The sequence below is a fragment of the Pseudomonas sp. Pseusp3 genome (assembly GCF_047304225.1).
Lineage (GTDB): Bacteria > Pseudomonadota > Gammaproteobacteria > Pseudomonadales > Pseudomonadaceae > Aquipseudomonas > Aquipseudomonas fluorescens_CD.
This window is the reverse complement of record NZ_JBGLYV010000031.1, coordinates 36,123-51,161: the sequence shown is the minus strand read 5'-3', so window position 1 is coordinate 51,161 and position 15,039 is coordinate 36,123. Positions and strand designations below refer to the sequence as shown.

Below are 15,039 nucleotides of genomic sequence, written 5' to 3'. Positions count from 1 at the left end.
TCTCCAGATGTCTGGTCGTCAGATCCAGGAATGCCGATTAGGCAACGTGCCGTTGAGGCGATAGGCGCCGATGGCGTGATACTTCCAGCGCACCGGATCGTGCAGGGTGTGCACGCGGGCATTGCGCCAGTGACGGTCGAGGTTGAATTCGGCGAGGGTCGCGCGGCTGCCGGCCAGTTCGAACAGCTTTTCACTGGCCAGCAGCGAGATCTCGGTGGTCAGCACCTTGGCTTCGGCCACGGCAATCGAGGCGCGGGCGGCTGACTCGGCGGTGAGCGGCGCGGCGCTGACCTGATCAAGCACCTGTCCGGCCTTGCGCAGCAGCGCTTCGGCGGCGTGCAATTCAATTTTCAACTTGCCGATATCGGCGATCACGTACAGGTCATCGCTGGCCCGCTCGACCTTGGCGTCGATCCATGGCCGGGCGCGGGTTTTCACGAAGTCGATGGCGTCGTCGATGGCGCCTCGGGCGATACCGGCGTCGATGGCCGCTTGAATCAGTTGGGAGACGGCCCCCTGAATGTTCGGCGTGTCGTTGATCTTCCAGTTATCCACAACCAGTTCGGAGTCGACTCGCACGTTGTTGAGCAAAATCGTGCCGCTGGCGGTGGTGCGCTGACCAAAACCGGACCAGTCATCGACGATGCGCAATCCCGGCGTGCCACGACGGATGAACGCCAGCACCTGCCTGCCGTCGTCATTCAATGCCTTGACCGCGACCCAATGGGCGAACAGGGCACCGGTGGAATAGAACTTCTGACCGTTGAGGACACCGTCGGCGGTCAGGCGTGCCTTCAGTTCCAAGGTGTTTTTGGTGCCGCGTTCCGGCCCGGCATTGCCGATGCGCCAGCCATCAAGAACGCTTTTGAACAGTTGTTGTTTCTGCGTTTCGGTTGCGCTGCCGAGGATCAGGTTGAGAATGCCGAACTGGTTCTGCGGGATCTGCCCAAGCGCCGGGTCGGCGGCGGAAATGATCGCGAAGACCTCGGCCAGGGTGACGAACGAAACTTGCGGGCCACCGTACTCGCGGGGGATGGAAATGCTGCCCAGGCCGCTGCGGGTGAACTGTTCGATTTCAGACCATGGGAGCTTGCGCTGCTGGTCTCGTTTGGCCGCTTGCAGGCGGGCGGCTTGCGCCAGCTCGTGGGCGGCCTTGATGGCTTGGGCATCGTTGCGCAAGACTTGTGCGGGCAACAACAGGGGGGCGACGTCCAGGTCACTCTGGACGATTGCATCTGCCAGACTGGACATCAGTGCCGCTCCTTGGCTGCACGCAATGCCCTGGCGATCTGCACTGGGGTGATTGTGTTCCGGACCATACCTACCTCACATCTCATGGAAGCGCCGCTTGTGGCGGCGCATGAAAACAAGAATGTCCGGTGGTCCGGTGTATATACCCTAAACGCGTATAAATAATTTATGAACTAACTTTTAGAAATATGGATAGAAGGATGATCCCGCTGATGTGAGTGGCCCCTGTATTCATTGCTTGCGGGATTCGGCTGCCTTGAGCATTTTTTTCGGGGGGACTTTCAGATAAGGATTGGCGCAACCGATCTTTAGCGTGCGGGGCGGTGCCCAGCGGGAGTTGTTGCCCACCCTGTCGAGAATGCAGTAGGTCACTTCCAGCCGCAGATCTTCGCCGGCTTCGAGGATGATGGCTGGCGGTATCCAGACCTGGATCGGTTGGCCGACATCGGCGGGCTCGAGTCGTGGCAGGTCCATGCGCACATCGCCCCAGCGCAGGGTGATTTCGTCGTCGACGGCCATGTTCAGGTACGGCTCGATGGTCAAGGGAACACCGCGTTTGACCTGACTCGTATTGACCCCCTGACGGCGAATCGCCTCGGGAATGTTCACCGGTGCCAGGCACTGGTTTTCATCGCCGCACAACGCGGAGGGTTGGCCGCCCGGGCAGTCGAGTTTGATCTGCACGTTGCGGCTGGCCGATATCGCCGGGCCCCGGCCAACTTGCATGACCCGGTAGTGAATGCTCGAAGTACCGTTGGCGACAAAACTTTCAGGCACCCTTAGCTGCACCGGTTGGCCGACATCGCTGGCCGTCAGTACGCGGGAGGCCACGTAGCAGTTGTCCCAGAACAGTTCGATCAGGTCGCCTGCATCCATGGCGGGGTAGGGCGCCACATCGATCAGCAGGTGCGCCGCGCAAGTGACGTTGATGCCGGTCTTGTTGGATTGCGCCAGGGTCGGGGCCGCAAGCGCGGATTTGTTCGAGGTGCTTTTCATGAAGTCTCCTTGAAGTCTTGCAACGAAGTCCGTTTCTGGAATATCAAAAAACTAAAAATCGAAGCGAAAAAAACCATTCATTACTTCGAGTTGAAATAATGATTCAAGCGTGATGAATGTTGCTGGCAGGAGACTAGATAAGAGCCATGAAGATCAGGTGTCAATAAGAAATATTAGTTATGATTGGTGTGTGTTGCTATTCAGAAAGTTCCTACACTCCCAAGTAAATAAACCATGTCCGCGTGTCGTATTTGTCTGCTGAAAACGGCGAGATACAGGCGTTTTTGTGCAAGTCGTAGGCACAGTCCTGCCATGAGGAGCCTGATTGGCTCAGCACTGTTTAATTGTTGCGATGCATATATATGTACCGCGTGTGCGTACAGGATATGCGTGTCGAATGGATGAGTTTTGTTTGGTATTTATGAGGTGTATTTCGAGGGGTGTCACTTCCATCCATGGAAGTTTACCGTTGTTGTGCAGGGTTGTTAGTTGTGAGCGTTATTCAGGAACTTGCTCAGGAACTGTTTGGTTCGCTCTTCTTTCGGGTTGGCAAACAACGCCTTCGCTTCGCCTTGCTCGACGATCACGCCCTTGTCGAAAAACACCACCCGGTTGGCCACGTCCCGGGCAAAACCCATTTCGTGGGTGACGATCACCATGGTGCGTTTCTCTTCGGCCAGGCCGCGGATGGTCGCCAACACCTCGCCCACCAGCTCCGGGTCGAGGGCCGAGGTCGGCTCATCGAACAGGATCACTTCGGGCTCCATCGCCAGCGCCCGGGCAATCGCCACGCGCTGTTGCTGGCCACCGGAGAGGCGACGCGGGTAAGCGTCCTCCTTGCCCGCCAGGCCGACCTTGGCCAAGAGCTTTTTACCCAGGGAAACGGCGTCGGCGCGCGGGGTCTTTTTCACCACGATCGGGCCTTCGATGACGTTTTCCAGGGCGGTGCGATGGGGGAACAGGTTGAAGTTCTGGAACACGAAACCTACGTGCTGGCGCAAGCGCCGCACCAGACTCTGCTGCTGGTTCAGGGGACGGCTGGTATCGATCTCGATATCACCGACCTTGATCCGGCCGCTGGTGGGTTCTTCCAGAAAATTCAGGCAACGCAGGAAGGTGGTCTTGCCCGAACCGCTTGGGCCGATGATTGCTACCACCTCGCCTTCCTTGACCTCAAGATCGATGCCGTTGAGCACGACTTGACCCTTGAACTGCTTTGTCAGTTTTTCCACGACAATCATCGGGTCAGGACTCCTGGTCGTGCCGATTGACCCGCGCTTCCAACTGGTTCTGCAGGTGCGACAGCACCGTGGCCAGGACCCAGTAGATCAGTGCGGCGGCAAGATACATGGTGAAGATTTCGAAGGTACGGGCAGTGATCAGTTGCGCCTGGCGGAACAGTTCCGGCACCTGGATGGTAGCGGCCAGCGCCGTGTCCTTGACCAGCGAAATGAAGCTGTTGCCCAGCGGCGGCAATGCGGTGCGCATTGCCTGCGGCAGGATGGCCCGGCGCAGGGTTTGCGCACGGGTCATGCCGATGCTGGCAGCAGCTTCCCACTGGCCGCGCTCGATGGAGCTGATCGCGGCACGCAGGATTTCACAGGCGTAGGCGGCCATGTTCAGCGAGAAGCCGATCAGGGCCGCCGGCAGCGGATCGAGTTCCAGACCCAATTGCGGTAAGCCGTAATAGATCACGAACAGTTGCACCAGCAACGGCGTGCCGCGAAAGAACGACACGTAGATGCGGGCGATCCAGCTCACCAGTTTGAAACGCGACAGGCGCATCAACGCCAGGCCGAACCCCATCACCAGGCCGAAGAACATCCCGCCCAGGCTCAAGATCACTGTGTAGTACGCGCCCTTGAGCAGAAAGGGCACGGAGTCCAGTGCGAGTTGAAAAGCTTCTTCCATTATTGAGTGACGTCAGCGCTGAAGTATTTTTCCGAAAGCTTTTTCAGCGTACCGTCGGCGCGCAGCTTGTCGATGGCTTTGTTCACGGCTGCCAGCAGTTCAGGCTCGCCTTTGCGCAGGGCAATGCCGGCTTCCTGACGGGAGAACGCATCACCGGCGGCGGTGGTGTCCTTGGCTTTCTTGGCGTATTCCAGCGCGGCCAGGCGGTCGATCAGAATGGCGTCGATGCGGCCGACACGCAGATCCTGGAACTTGGTCGGATCATCTTCGTAGGTGCGGATGTCAGCCTTGGGCACATTTTCTTTCACCCACTGCTCGTAGTTGGTGCCCAGACCTACGCCGACTTTCTTGCCAGACAGGTCAGCGGCGGACTTGATGTTCAGCTCGGCGGCCTTCTTCGTCAGCACCAGCGCTTGAATCCCGGAAACGGTGTACGGCTCGGAGAAGTCATACTTCTTCTTGCGCTCTTCGGAGATGGTCACCTGGTTGATGACCGCGTCCAGGCGCTTGGACTCCAGGGCGGCGAGGATGCCGTCCCATTTGGTCGGTTGCAGCTTGACCTTCACGCCCAGCTCTTTGGCCAGGGCTTCGGAGAACTCGACTTCGAAGCCGGCCAGTTTGCCGTCGGCGTCGACGAAACTGAACGGTGGGTAAGTGCCTTCCAGGCCAACGTTGATCACGCCGGCGTCTTTGATTTTTTGCAGTTGCTCACCGGCAACGGCTTGGCCAATCAGGCCAGCGCTCAGTGCCAGGCCCAGCGAGCCCACCAGCAGATTGCGACGTAGTGCGGAAAAATTCATGACAAGCCCCTGTGTTTTCTTATGGAAGACGCTTAAGGAAAGTTGGCAAATTCGGGATTTTGACGACAGCGCTATCCTGCCTTAAAGCAGCGTATGCGTCTCTCGGGAAATTCGCCTGTAGCATGACTATATGATGGCGTTTTTAGATTGGAAAATAATAATTAATCTTCTGGTTATTCCATTTTGGAATAGCTTACGTTTTCACTGTAGGAGCGAGCTTGCTCGCGATGGTCGTCAACGATAACGCTGACAACCTGACACCCCGCGGTGCCCTGTCGTCCATCGTCGGAACGCCGCCCGGAGCAGGCTCGCTCCTACAGAAAATCCTTGTACGCAAACAACGCCGGCGCCCCGCCGGTGTGCAGGAAGATAATCGGGCCCTCATCGAAACGCTGACGCCCGATTCCGTCCAGCAAGCCCGCCATGGCCTTGCCAGTGTAGACCGGGTCCAGCAGCAAGCCTTCCTGGCCCGCCAGCAGCTTCACCGCCGCCAGTGTTCCGGCATTCGGCTCGCCATAACGCGGGGCGAAATACTCATCCCATAGCTCGACCTTGAAAGCCTCCGGCAGGTTCACGCCCAGCAGCTCGGCGGTGCGTTCGGCCAGGCCTTGAACCTTGGGCCGCTGATCTTCATCGCTGCGCGAGACCGTCACGCCGATCACTGGCAGATCCGGCAGCACTTCACTCAAGGCCAGTGCCAGGCCGCTGTGGGTACCGGCGCTGCCCGAGGCCAGGACTACGGCGGCGAAGGTCAGGCCGGTGTCCTTGATTTGCCCGGCCAGTTCCAGCCCGGCACGCACGTAACCCAGGGCACCCAGCGCGTTGGAGCCACCGATCGGCACCAGGTACGGCTTCTTGCCGTTGCTGCGCAGCCGGCCGGCCAGGGCTTGCAGTTGTTCGTCGGCGTTGTCGAGGTTTTCCACCAGTTCGACCTTGGCATCGAACAAGTCGAGCAGCAGCCGGTTGCCATTGCCGGTGTAATTGCTGTCATCGGTGCCGAGGGGGTTTTCCAGAAGGGCTACGCAGCCCAGACCGAGCTTGGCGGCAATGGCAGCTGTCTGGCGCACGTGGTTCGATTGCAGCGCGCCGGCGGTGATCAAGGTGTCGGCACCCTGGGCCAGTGCATCGGCGGCCAGGTATTCGAGTTTGCGCAGCTTGTTGCCGCCCATCGCCAGCGGCGTCAGGTCATCGCGCTTGACGTATACGTCGCGACCCAGCCAGGTCGACAGGCGTTCAAGTTTTTCCAGGGCGGTGGGCTGACCGAGCAGGTCGAGGCGGTTAAAGCGGGCGAGCTGTTGTTTGATCATGGGTCCGTACTGGCCGTTGAAGATCTCAGGACTATAGGCACGCCCCAAAGCCTGGGCAACCGCCAATCGCTTATAGCCAAACGAACTGAGCACAGCACTATTGGTTCTTAATTTGCCTTGCGACCCTTGCCGTAAAGTAATTGCCGTCAGTGCGGCCAGACAGTCCGGTCGCCCGTGAGGAGTTTTTACCGTGAGTGAGCGTTCCAGCCATTGGCAATTGCAGACCATCGTCAGCCAGCTGCGCACGGCGCGTGAACAGTGGCGTGCACAAAACGGCCGGGCCAGCGGCGAGCAGGGCGGTCGCGAACTGCCCTCCCGGGCAGCCATGGCGGAGATTCTCGAAGCCTTGTGCGGTGCGCTGTTCCCGATGCGCCTGGGGCCGGTTGACCTGCGCGAAGAAAGCGAAGATTTCTACGTCGGTCACACGCTGGATGTGGCATTAAATGCGCTGTTGGCCCAGGCGCGGCTCGAATTGCGCTACGCCGCGCGCCACAGTGCCCAGGCCGATACCGAAGTCGAAGCCAAGACCATCCAGATCATTCAGGACTTCGCCCTCGCTTTGCCTGGGTTGCGCAGCCTGTTGGACACCGACGTACTGGCGGCCTATCACGGCGACCCGGCGGCGCGCAGTGTCGATGAAGTGCTGTTGTGCTATCCGGGGATTCTGGCGGTGATCCATCATCGCCTGGCCCACCATTTGTACCGTGCCGGGCTGCCGTTGCTGGCGCGGATCAGTGCGGAAATCGCCCACTCGGCCACTGGCATCGACATTCACCCTGGTGCGCAGATCGGCCGCAGTTTCTTCATCGACCACGGTACCGGCGTGGTGATCGGCGAAACCGCGATCATCGGCGAGCGCGTGCGGATTTATCAGGCGGTGACTTTGGGGGCCAAGCGCTTCCCGGCCGACGAAGACGGTCAGTTGCAGAAGGGCCAGCCGCGGCATCCGATCGTCGAGGATGATGTGGTGATTTATGCCGGGGCGACGATTCTGGGGCGGATCACCATCGGTCAGGGCTCGACCATCGGCGGCAATGTCTGGTTGACCCGCAGCGTGCCGGCGGGCAGTAACCTGACCCAGGCGAATCTGCAGCATGATGATGGGGCGCAGAAGTAGGCCTTTGAATCTCCTTTGACTGGTCTGGCCTCTTCGCGGGCAAGCCCGCTCCCACAGTGGTTTTCGTCGTTCACAATTTCGCGTCCGACACTCATCAACTGTGGGAGCGGGCTTGCTCGCGATTGGATTTCAAGCTGAATCGGGCTATTGGCCCTCGGCACATTTCCTCCCTTGAGCTAGCGTACAACCAGTACCGCCCAGCCCTGCGATTAGTCCTTAGCCCCCTATCCATGTTTAACTTGAACGTTCATTCAAGTTAAACCGGCGGTTCGCTGCCCGCTCACAACAGGAGGCTTGCCTTTGCTGAGTCAGATTTCCACAGCCACGTTTCTACCCTTCGAGGTGCACCGTACATGAGTGCATCGTCCATCCCTCAAGGCGGTCTGATCCGCATGAATCCGCCGGTGTTCTGGTTCTCGGCGAGTTTCATTCTGTTGTTTGGTGTCGTTGTCATCGCCATGCCCGAGCAGGCCGGTGCCTGGTTGCTGGCGGCGCAAAACTGGGCGGCCAACACGGTCGGCTGGTATTACCTGCTGGCGATGACCCTGTATCTGGTCTTCGTGGTGGTCACCGCCTTGTCCGGCTACGGCAAGATCAAGCTCGGTGCCGACCACGACGAACCCGAATTCAGTTATCTGTCCTGGGCCGGCATGCTGTTCGCCGCGGGGATCAGCATCACCCTGTTTTTCTTCTGTGTGTCCGAGCCCCTGACCCACATGCTGCAACCGCCGCAAGGAGAGGCGGGTACGGCGGATGCGGCGCGCCAGGCGATGCAGATTCTGTTTCTGCACTGGGGTCTGCATGGCTGGGGCGTGTTCGCCTTTGTCGGCATGGCGCTGGCCTACTTTGCCTACCGGCATAACCTGCCACTGGCCCTGCGTTCGGCGCTGTACCCGCTGATCGGCAAGCGCATCAATGGCCCCATCGGCTATGCCGTGGATGGCTTCGGCATCATTGCCACGGTGTTCGGCCTCGGTGCCGACATGGGCTTCGGCGTGTTGCACCTCAACTCGGGCCTGGACTACCTGTTCGGCATCGCCCATACCCAATGGATTCAGGTCGGCCTGATCACCTTGATGATGGGGGCGGCGATCATCGTTGCCGTATCCGGCGTCGACAAGGGCATGCGGGTCATGTCCGACATCAACATGCTGCTGGCCTGTGCGCTGTTGCTGTTCGTGTTGTTCGCCGGCCCCACGCAGCACTTGCTCAACACCCTGATCCAGAACCTCGGCGATTACCTCGGCGCCTTGCCGATGAAGAGTTTCGACCTTTACGCCTACGACAAACCCAGCGACTGGCTGGGCGGCTGGACCGTGTTCTACTGGGCCTGGTGGATTGCCTGGTCGCCGTTCGTGGGGCTGTTCATCGCGCGCATTTCCCGTGGCCGGACGATCCGCGAATTCGTCTTCGGCGTGCTGCTGATTCCACTTGGCTTCACCCTGGCGTGGATGTCGATCTTCGGTAACAGCGCCATCGATCAAGTGCTCAACCATGGCATGAGCGCGCTCGGCATGTCGGCCATCGACAACCCGTCGATGACGCTCTACCTGCTGCTGGAAACCTACCCGTGGAGCAAAACCGTCATCGCGGTGACGGTGTTCATCAGCTTCGTGTTTTTCGTCACCTCCGCCGACTCCGGCACGGTGGTGCTGTCGACGCTGTCCGCCAAGGGCGGCACTCACGATGAAGACGGGCCGAAATGGCTGCGAGTGTTCTGGGGTGCAATGACTGCGCTGGTGACCAGTGCATTGCTGTTCTCGGGCAGCATCGATGCGTTGAAGTCGGCGGTGGTCCTGACCTCGCTGCCGTTCTCGTTGATCTTGCTGTTGATGATGTGGGGGCTGCACAAGGCGTTTTACCTGGAATCGCAGAAGCGGATTGCGCAGATGCATTCACTGGCGCCGGTCTCGGGGTCCCGACGTGGCAAGGGCGGCTGGCGTCAGCGCTTGAGCCAGGCGGTGCATTTCCCTTCGCGGGATGAGGTCTATCGCTTCCTCGATACGACGGTGCGCCCGGCGATTGAAGAGGTGTCTGCCGTGTTCATCGAAAAGGGTTTGCACGTAGCGACACACCCGGGCCCGGCCAATGACAGCGTCAGCCTGGAAATCGGCCATGGCGATCAGCATCCGTTCGTTTATCAAGTGCAGATGCGCGGTTATTTCACACCATCGTTTGCCCGCGGCGGCATGGGCTCCAAGCAACTCAACAATCGCCGTTACTACCGGGCCGAAGTGCATTTGAGCGAGGGTAGCCAGGACTACGATCTGGTGGGTTACACCAAGGAACAGATCATCAACGATATCCTCGACCAGTACGAACGACACATGCAGTTCCTGCATCTGGTGCGTTGATCGCGGGCAGGGCGCCGGGGCTTTTCAGCCCTCGGCGCTCAGCACCATGAACAACACCAGCGCCGCCACCGGAATGCTGAACACCACCGTGCCGATCCCCAGTTCCGTACTCAACGACTGGCCGGCGCTCACCACGCCGATGGCACCGTTGATCACTGTCAGCGCCAGCCACAGCAGCACAAACGCGTAGGTCAGGGTCTGGCGGCTGAAGCCGATCTTCTCGCCGATGAACAGCATCAGGGCGAGCAAGGCCAGGCCGAAGGTGATGATGATCGTGGTGTGCATGGCGGCTTCCCTCCTTGCGATAGCTATCGCATCTTCGTTGCTTTGGCGACTTTGTTCCTGTCGACCCTGATCACGCAAGCCTGTCGCGGTTTTGTTGAATTCTGCGGGCTGATCAATTTTTTGTGAAACGATTCAGCATTTAGTCGAATCCCCGGTTTTTTGCCGTCCGTGCGGGCGTATGCTGGGCGACTGGCGAAGCAGTCGATACCAGATTCAAGACAGACAAGAGAGGATTCGATGACTTACACCGCTGCCGAAAACCGCTACGACTCCATCCCTTATCGCCGTGTGGGCCGCAGTGGGCTGGTGCTGCCGGCGCTGTCCCTGGGCCTGTGGCACAACTTCGGCGACAGCACGCCGATCGATACCCAGCGCGCGTTACTGCGCACGGCGTTCGACCTGGGCATCAACCATTTCGACCTGGCCAACAACTACGGCCCGCCGTATGGCAGCGCCGAGATCAACTTCGGCCGTCTACTGCGCGAAGACTTCAAGCAGTATCGTGACGAACTGATCATCTCCAGCAAGGCCGGTTGGGACATGTGGCCGGGGCCTTACGGTCAGGGCGGCGGTTCGCGCAAGTACGTGCTGGCCAGCCTCGATCAGAGCCTGCAACGCCTGGGCGTGGACTACGTCGACATCTTTTACTCCCACCGTTTCGACCCGGACACGCCGCTGGAAGAAACCGCCAGCGCACTGGCGACAGCGGTACAACAGGGCAAGGCGCTGTACATCGGCATCTCGTCCTATTCCGGGGTGAAAACCCGTGAAATGGCCGCGTTGCTCAAGGAATGGAAAGTCCCGTTGCTGATCCACCAACCGGCCTACAACCTGCTCAATCGCTGGGTTGAAAAAGACTTGCTGGACACCACTGACGAACTCGGCACGGGCGTGATCGCCTTCACGCCGCTGGCGCAGGGATTGCTGACCGACAAGTACCTCAACGGTGTGCCGACGGATGCGCGGGTCAATCGTCCTGGGGGTGGTTCGTTGCAGGCGTCGCACTTGTCCGAGGCCAACATCGCCCAGGTGCGAGCACTCAACGAAATCGCCCGGCAGCGTGGCCAGAGCCTGGCGCAACTGGCGCTGGCCTGGACCCTGCGTGATCCACGGGTGACTTCGGCATTGATTGGTGCGAGCCGGCCGGAGCAGATCATCGAGAACGTCGGGGCGTTGAAGAACCTGAGCTTCAGTGCGCAGGAACTGGCGGAGATTGACCGGTTTGCCCAGGAGGGCGGGATCAATCTTTGGGAGAAGCCTTCGACGGCTGAGTGAGTGTTAGGCGCCAGATTCTTTTGCGCCTTTCAGATCGCTTTCGCGAGCAAGCCCGCTCCCACATTGGAACGCATTCCAAATGTGGGAGCGGGCTTGCTCGCGAAGAGGCCAGACCGGCCATTCAAGACATCAGGGTTTACTTAAAAAACGGCACATCCCCCAAAACCGTTGCCCGCTGCATCACCCGCCGCGCCGGCCGGTAATCATCCACCGCGTAATGCTGGGTCACGCGGTTATCCCAGAACGCGATGTCGTCCTGCTGCCAGCGCCAGCGAATGGTGAATTCAGGTCGCGTGGCGTGGGCAAACAGAAACTTCAGAATCGCCTCGCTTTCGGTTTCCGACAGTTCGTTGATCTTCGAGGTGAAGCCTTCATTGACGAACAGCGAGCGGCGCCCGCTGACCGGGTGCGTGCGGATCACCGGGTGTGACAGCGGCGGATTCTTGCGTCGTGCTTCTTCCCATTGGGCCAGCGCCTCGGGCGTGTTGCCATAGCGCTCCAGCGGGAATGAGCGGGTGAAGTCGTGGGTGGCGGTCAGCCCTTCGAGCAAGGTTTTCATCGGCGCCGACAGGGCTTCATACGCCGCAATCCCGCTGGCCCACAACGTGTCGCCGCCAAACTCCGGCAGCAGCTTGGCGCTGAGCACCGCGCCCAGGGCCGGGGTCGGCAGGAAGGTCACGTCGGTGTGCCAGATCGCGTTGTCGCGCACGTCGGTGACGGCGGTGTCGAGGATCAATACTTCCGGTTGTTCCGGCACATTGGGGTAGATCGGGTGAATGTGCAGGTCGCCGAAATTCGCGGCGAATCGCGCCTGTTGCTGGGGCGTGATCGGCTGGTCGCGGAAGAACAGCACCTGATGCTTGAGCAGTGCCTGCTCGATGGTGTCGCGCTGTTCAACGTTCAGCGGCTGACTGATGTCGATGCCGCTGATTTGTGCACCGAGCGCGGAGCTGAGGGGGACGATAGTCAGGTGGCTCATGGTGGTTCTCTTCAATTCGGGGTCGAGCTTTCTTGTAGGAGCGAGCTTGCTCGCGATGGCGGTGAATCAATCACAGTAGTGTTGCCTGTCGCATTGCTATCGCGAGCAAGCTCGCTCCTACAGGGGGGAGTTCAGTTATCAGTGAGCCTGGCCATGCCACGGCACCAGTTTGCGTTGCAGGGCGCGCAGGCCCATCTCCATCGCGAAGGCGATCAGCGCGATCACCAGAATCCCCAGTACCACCACATCGGTGACCAGGAACTGTGCGGCCGACTGCACCATGAAGCCCAAACCGCTGGTGGCGGCGATCAGTTCGGCGGCGACCAGCGTCGACCAGCCTACGCCGAGACCGATGCGCACACCGGTCAGGATGTCCGGCAAGGCACTCGGCAAAATGACGTGACGGATCAACTGCGCCCGCGTCGCGCCCAAGGATTGTGCGGCGCGCAATTTCGCCGGGTCGACGGTACGCACGCCGGTCGCGGTGGCGATGGCGATCGGGGCGAAAATTGCCAGGTAGATCAGCAGCACTTTCGACAATTCACCGATGCCGCACCAGATCACGATCAGTGGCAGGTAGGCCAGCGGTGGAATCGGCCGGTAGAACTCGATCAGCGGGTCGAGCACGCCACGGGCGATGCGGTTGGCGCCGATGGCGATTCCCACCGGCACGGCGGTGAGAATCGCAAAGCCGAGGCCCAGGCCGATGCGCCCCAGGCTCGCGCCGAGGTGCTGCCACAGGGTTGAATCCATGTAACCGGAGGTCGCCAGCAGCCAGCCTTTTTGCAGGACGGCGGAGGGTGGTGGCAGGAACAGCGGCTCGATCAAACCGGTTGCCGTTACGACCCACCAGAAAACAATCAGAGCGACCAGTGTCAGCACACTGATCCAGCGAGTACTCAAGCTGCGTCGTGTAGCAGTCACGGGAGTGCCTGGCCTTGTCGCTGCGGCGGGAATTTCGTAACTGCTCATGCGCGCTCCTGCCGCGTGGCGGCGCTGCGTTGGGAGAACACTTTGGCGAGTACGTGTTCGCGGGTTTCGATAAAGCGCGGGTCGGACTTGATTGCCCGTGCCGACTCACCGGCGGCATAACGCTGGCCGAAGTCGAGACTCAGGCGCTCGACGATCTGCCCCGGGTTCGGCGCCAACAGAATCAGGTCGGTGGCGAGGAACACGGCTTCTTCAATGTCGTGGGTAATCAGGAACACCGGCTTGGCGGTGCGTTGCCAGACTTGCAGCAATAGCTCCTGCATCTGTTCACGGGTGAACGCGTCGAGGGCGCCGAAAGGTTCGTCCATGAGCAACACGCGCGGGTCGGCGGCGAGGGCACGGGCCAGGCCGACGCGCTGCTTCTGGCCGCCGGAAAGCTGCCAGATGCGGCGGTCTTCAAAACCGGAAAGATCGACCAGGGCGAGCATTTCCCGGGCGCGGGCCTCGCGCTTGTCCCGGGCGATGCCGGCCAGTTCAAGGCCGAAGCCTACGTTGGCCAGCACGTCTTGCCACGGCAGCAGCGCGTCGTCCTGGAACACCACGCCACGCTCGGCACTCGGGCCTTTGACGGGCACGCCGTCGAGGGTGATGCGCCCGGTGCTGGGATCGACGAAACCGGCAATCAGGTTCAACAGCGAAGTCTTGCCACTGCCGGACGGGCCGAGGGCGACCAGCAGCTGCCGGGGCCCCAGGCTCAGGGAGATATCCGCCAGCACAGGTGTAGGGCTGCCGGGGTACTGTGCGCTGATGCGCTCCAGCTGTAGCAAAGCCATCGCAATGAACTCCCGATCAGTTGGTGATGAACTTGGCGCTGACGTACGGCGCGTAGTCCGGCAGTACCGCCTCGACCTTGCCTTGCTCCTTGAGGAACGCGGCGGTGTCGGTGATGGCCTTGGTGGTCGGCGCGCCGAGGGTGATCACCTGGTCAGCTGCCAGCGGGTAGACGTTGCCTTGCAGCAGCAGCGGAATGTCGCTGGCCTTGGCTCCGGACAGTTTTACCAGCTTGTCGACGTTGCCCTGGTTGGCGAGCCAGGCTTGCGGGTCTTTGCGGTAGTCGGCGTAGGCGTCCAGGGTCACTTTGGCGAACGCGGTGACGATTTCAGGGTGCTTCTCGGCGAAGTCCTTGCGCACGATCCAGGCATCGAAGGTCGGTGCGCCGAATTTGGCCAGCTCGCCAGAGGTGATCAGTACCTTGCCGTTTTCCTTGGCCACGCCGAGTGCCGGATCCCAGACGTAAGTGGCGTCGATGTCACCACGTTTCCAGGCGGCAATGATCGCTGGCGGAGCCAGGTTGAGTACGGTGACTTTCGACGGGTCGATGTTCCAGTGCTTCAGCGCGGCGAGCAGGCTGTAGTGGCCGGTGGACACGAACGGCACGGCGATCTTTTTGCCGATCAGGTCTTGCGGGGTCTTGATCCCGGAACCGTCGCGAGCCACCAGGGCTTCGGCGGCACCGATCTGGGTGGCGATGAGGAAGGTTTCCACCGGGACTTTGCGGGTGATGGCCGCCGTCAGGGGGCTGGAACCGAGGTAGCCGATCTGCACGTCGCCGGAGGCGATGGCGGCGATGATGTCGGCACCGTTGTCGAATTTGCGCCAGCTGATATCGGCCTTGGTGGCTTTTTCGTAGGCGCCATCGGCCTGGGCGACTTTCGCCGGGTCAACGGTGGTCTGGTAGGCGACGGTGACGTCGGCCGCTTGGGCCAGGAAACTCGCTGTCGCCAAGGAAGCGGCCGCCAGCAAGCGTAGAGGGAAAGTCAGTTTCATCAGAAAG

The 15,039-nt window shown here is 60.5% G+C and carries 14 protein-coding genes; 3 read left to right on the top strand and 11 right to left on the bottom strand.

Going from position 1 to position 15,039, the window contains the following annotated elements; genetic code table 11:
• Positions 1 to 18: 18 nt before the first annotated feature.
• The 6 genes from ACCD00_RS13180 to ACCD00_RS13155 all read right to left on the bottom strand — a co-directional run bounded on the left by ACCD00_RS13180 (position 19) and on the right by ACCD00_RS13155 (position 6,265).
• Complete coding sequence (locus ACCD00_RS13180) at positions 19 to 1,251, bottom strand: SfnB family sulfur acquisition oxidoreductase (protein ID WP_413425061.1); 1,233 nt, start codon at positions 1,249 to 1,251, stop codon at positions 19 to 21.
• Between the two features lie 231 nt (positions 1,252 to 1,482).
• Complete coding sequence (locus ACCD00_RS13175) at positions 1,483 to 2,247, bottom strand: hypothetical protein (RefSeq protein ID WP_413425059.1); 765 nt, start codon at positions 2,245 to 2,247, stop codon at positions 1,483 to 1,485.
• A 485-nt stretch (positions 2,248 to 2,732) separates the two neighbouring features.
• The gene (gene tcyN / locus ACCD00_RS13170) at positions 2,733 to 3,488 is read right to left on the bottom strand and encodes an L-cystine ABC transporter ATP-binding protein TcyN (protein ID WP_413425057.1); all 756 of its coding nucleotides are present in this window, start codon (positions 3,486 to 3,488) and stop codon (positions 2,733 to 2,735) included.
• Between the two features lie 4 nt (positions 3,489 to 3,492).
• On the bottom strand, positions 3,493 to 4,158 hold the full coding sequence (gene tcyL, locus ACCD00_RS13165; RefSeq protein WP_007972897.1) for a cystine ABC transporter permease: 666 nt from the start codon (positions 4,156 to 4,158) through the stop codon (positions 3,493 to 3,495).
• Positions 4,158 to 4,958: a cystine ABC transporter substrate-binding protein gene (gene tcyJ / locus ACCD00_RS13160; RefSeq protein WP_413425055.1), complete on the bottom strand. Its 801-nt coding sequence runs from the start codon at positions 4,956 to 4,958 to the stop codon at positions 4,158 to 4,160. Before tcyJ ends, tcyL begins: the two co-directional genes overlap by 1 nt.
• A gap of 314 nt (positions 4,959 to 5,272) precedes the next feature.
• Complete coding sequence (locus ACCD00_RS13155; RefSeq protein ID WP_413425053.1) at positions 5,273 to 6,265, bottom strand: D-cysteine desulfhydrase; 993 nt, start codon at positions 6,263 to 6,265, stop codon at positions 5,273 to 5,275.
• Between the two features lie 190 nt (positions 6,266 to 6,455).
• On the opposite strand from ACCD00_RS13155, the gene epsC reads away from it, so the two are divergent.
• Positions 6,456 to 7,382 carry a serine O-acetyltransferase EpsC gene (gene epsC, locus ACCD00_RS13150; RefSeq protein ID WP_057399186.1) on the top strand — a complete coding sequence of 309 codons (927 nt, stop codon included), beginning with the start codon at positions 6,456 to 6,458 and terminating at the stop codon, positions 7,380 to 7,382.
• Positions 7,383 to 7,774: 392 nt separating this feature from the next.
• Entirely contained in the window at positions 7,775 to 9,736 is a 1,962-nt protein-coding gene (betT, locus tag ACCD00_RS13145) for a choline transporter BetT (RefSeq protein WP_413425088.1), read from the top strand.
• A 24-nt stretch (positions 9,737 to 9,760) separates the two neighbouring features.
• On the opposite strand, the gene ACCD00_RS13140 is transcribed toward betT, so the two are convergent.
• Positions 9,761 to 10,021 carry a hypothetical protein gene (locus ACCD00_RS13140; RefSeq protein ID WP_413425051.1) on the bottom strand — a complete coding sequence of 87 codons (261 nt, stop codon included), beginning with the start codon at positions 10,019 to 10,021 and terminating at the stop codon, positions 9,761 to 9,763.
• Between the two features lie 237 nt (positions 10,022 to 10,258).
• Between ACCD00_RS13140 and mgrA the strand changes: the two genes are divergently transcribed.
• A complete protein-coding gene (gene mgrA / locus ACCD00_RS13135; protein WP_057399192.1) occupies positions 10,259 to 11,296 on the top strand; it encodes an L-glyceraldehyde 3-phosphate reductase in 1,038 nt (345 codons plus the stop codon).
• Positions 11,297 to 11,432: 136 nt separating this feature from the next.
• On the opposite strand, the gene tauD is transcribed toward mgrA, so the two are convergent.
• From tauD to tauA, 4 genes are all read right to left on the bottom strand, one after another.
• Positions 11,433 to 12,275: a taurine dioxygenase gene (gene tauD, locus ACCD00_RS13130; RefSeq protein ID WP_413425048.1), complete on the bottom strand. Its 843-nt coding sequence runs from the start codon at positions 12,273 to 12,275 to the stop codon at positions 11,433 to 11,435.
• A gap of 138 nt (positions 12,276 to 12,413) precedes the next feature.
• The gene (gene tauC / locus ACCD00_RS13125; protein WP_413425046.1) at positions 12,414 to 13,247 is read right to left on the bottom strand and encodes a taurine ABC transporter permease TauC; all 834 of its coding nucleotides are present in this window, start codon (positions 13,245 to 13,247) and stop codon (positions 12,414 to 12,416) included.
• Positions 13,244 to 14,038 (bottom strand): taurine ABC transporter ATP-binding subunit, encoded by a 795-nt coding sequence (gene tauB / locus ACCD00_RS13120; protein WP_413425044.1) that lies wholly within the window; start codon positions 14,036 to 14,038, stop codon positions 13,244 to 13,246. Before tauB ends, tauC begins: the two co-directional genes overlap by 4 nt.
• A 16-nt stretch (positions 14,039 to 14,054) precedes the next feature.
• A complete protein-coding gene (tauA, locus tag ACCD00_RS13115; protein ID WP_413425042.1) occupies positions 14,055 to 15,032 on the bottom strand; it encodes a taurine ABC transporter substrate-binding protein in 978 nt (325 codons plus the stop codon).
• Positions 15,033 to 15,039: the final 7 nt, after the last annotated feature.

What these genes read in the sequence shown, in the direction of transcription:
- ACCD00_RS13180 (WP_413425061.1), bottom strand. Translation starts at nt 1,251, where the DNA reads ATGTCCAGTCTGGCAGATGCAATCGTCCAGAGTGACCTGGACGTCGCC.
- ACCD00_RS13175 (WP_413425059.1), bottom strand. Translation starts at nt 2,247, where the DNA reads ATGAAAAGCACCTCGAACAAATCCGCGCTTGCGGCCCCGACCCTGGCG.
- tcyN (WP_413425057.1), bottom strand. Translation starts at nt 3,488, where the DNA reads ATGATTGTCGTGGAAAAACTGACAAAGCAGTTCAAGGGTCAAGTCGTG.
- tcyL (WP_007972897.1), bottom strand. Translation starts at nt 4,158, where the DNA reads ATGGAAGAAGCTTTTCAACTCGCACTGGACTCCGTGCCCTTTCTGCTC.
- tcyJ (WP_413425055.1), bottom strand. Translation starts at nt 4,958, where the DNA reads ATGAATTTTTCCGCACTACGTCGCAATCTGCTGGTGGGCTCGCTGGGC.
- ACCD00_RS13155 (WP_413425053.1), bottom strand. Translation starts at nt 6,265, where the DNA reads ATGATCAAACAACAGCTCGCCCGCTTTAACCGCCTCGACCTGCTCGGT.
- betT (WP_413425088.1), top strand. Translation starts at nt 7,775, where the DNA reads ATGAATCCGCCGGTGTTCTGGTTCTCGGCGAGTTTCATTCTGTTGTTT.
- ACCD00_RS13140 (WP_413425051.1), bottom strand. Translation starts at nt 10,021, where the DNA reads ATGCACACCACGATCATCATCACCTTCGGCCTGGCCTTGCTCGCCCTG.
- mgrA (WP_057399192.1), top strand. Translation starts at nt 10,259, where the DNA reads ATGACTTACACCGCTGCCGAAAACCGCTACGACTCCATCCCTTATCGC.
- tauD (WP_413425048.1), bottom strand. Translation starts at nt 12,275, where the DNA reads ATGAGCCACCTGACTATCGTCCCCCTCAGCTCCGCGCTCGGTGCACAA.
- tauC (WP_413425046.1), bottom strand. Translation starts at nt 13,247, where the DNA reads ATGAGCAGTTACGAAATTCCCGCCGCAGCGACAAGGCCAGGCACTCCC.
- tauB (WP_413425044.1), bottom strand. Translation starts at nt 14,038, where the DNA reads ATGGCTTTGCTACAGCTGGAGCGCATCAGCGCACAGTACCCCGGCAGC.
- tauA (WP_413425042.1), bottom strand. Translation starts at nt 15,032, where the DNA reads ATGAAACTGACTTTCCCTCTACGCTTGCTGGCGGCCGCTTCCTTGGCG.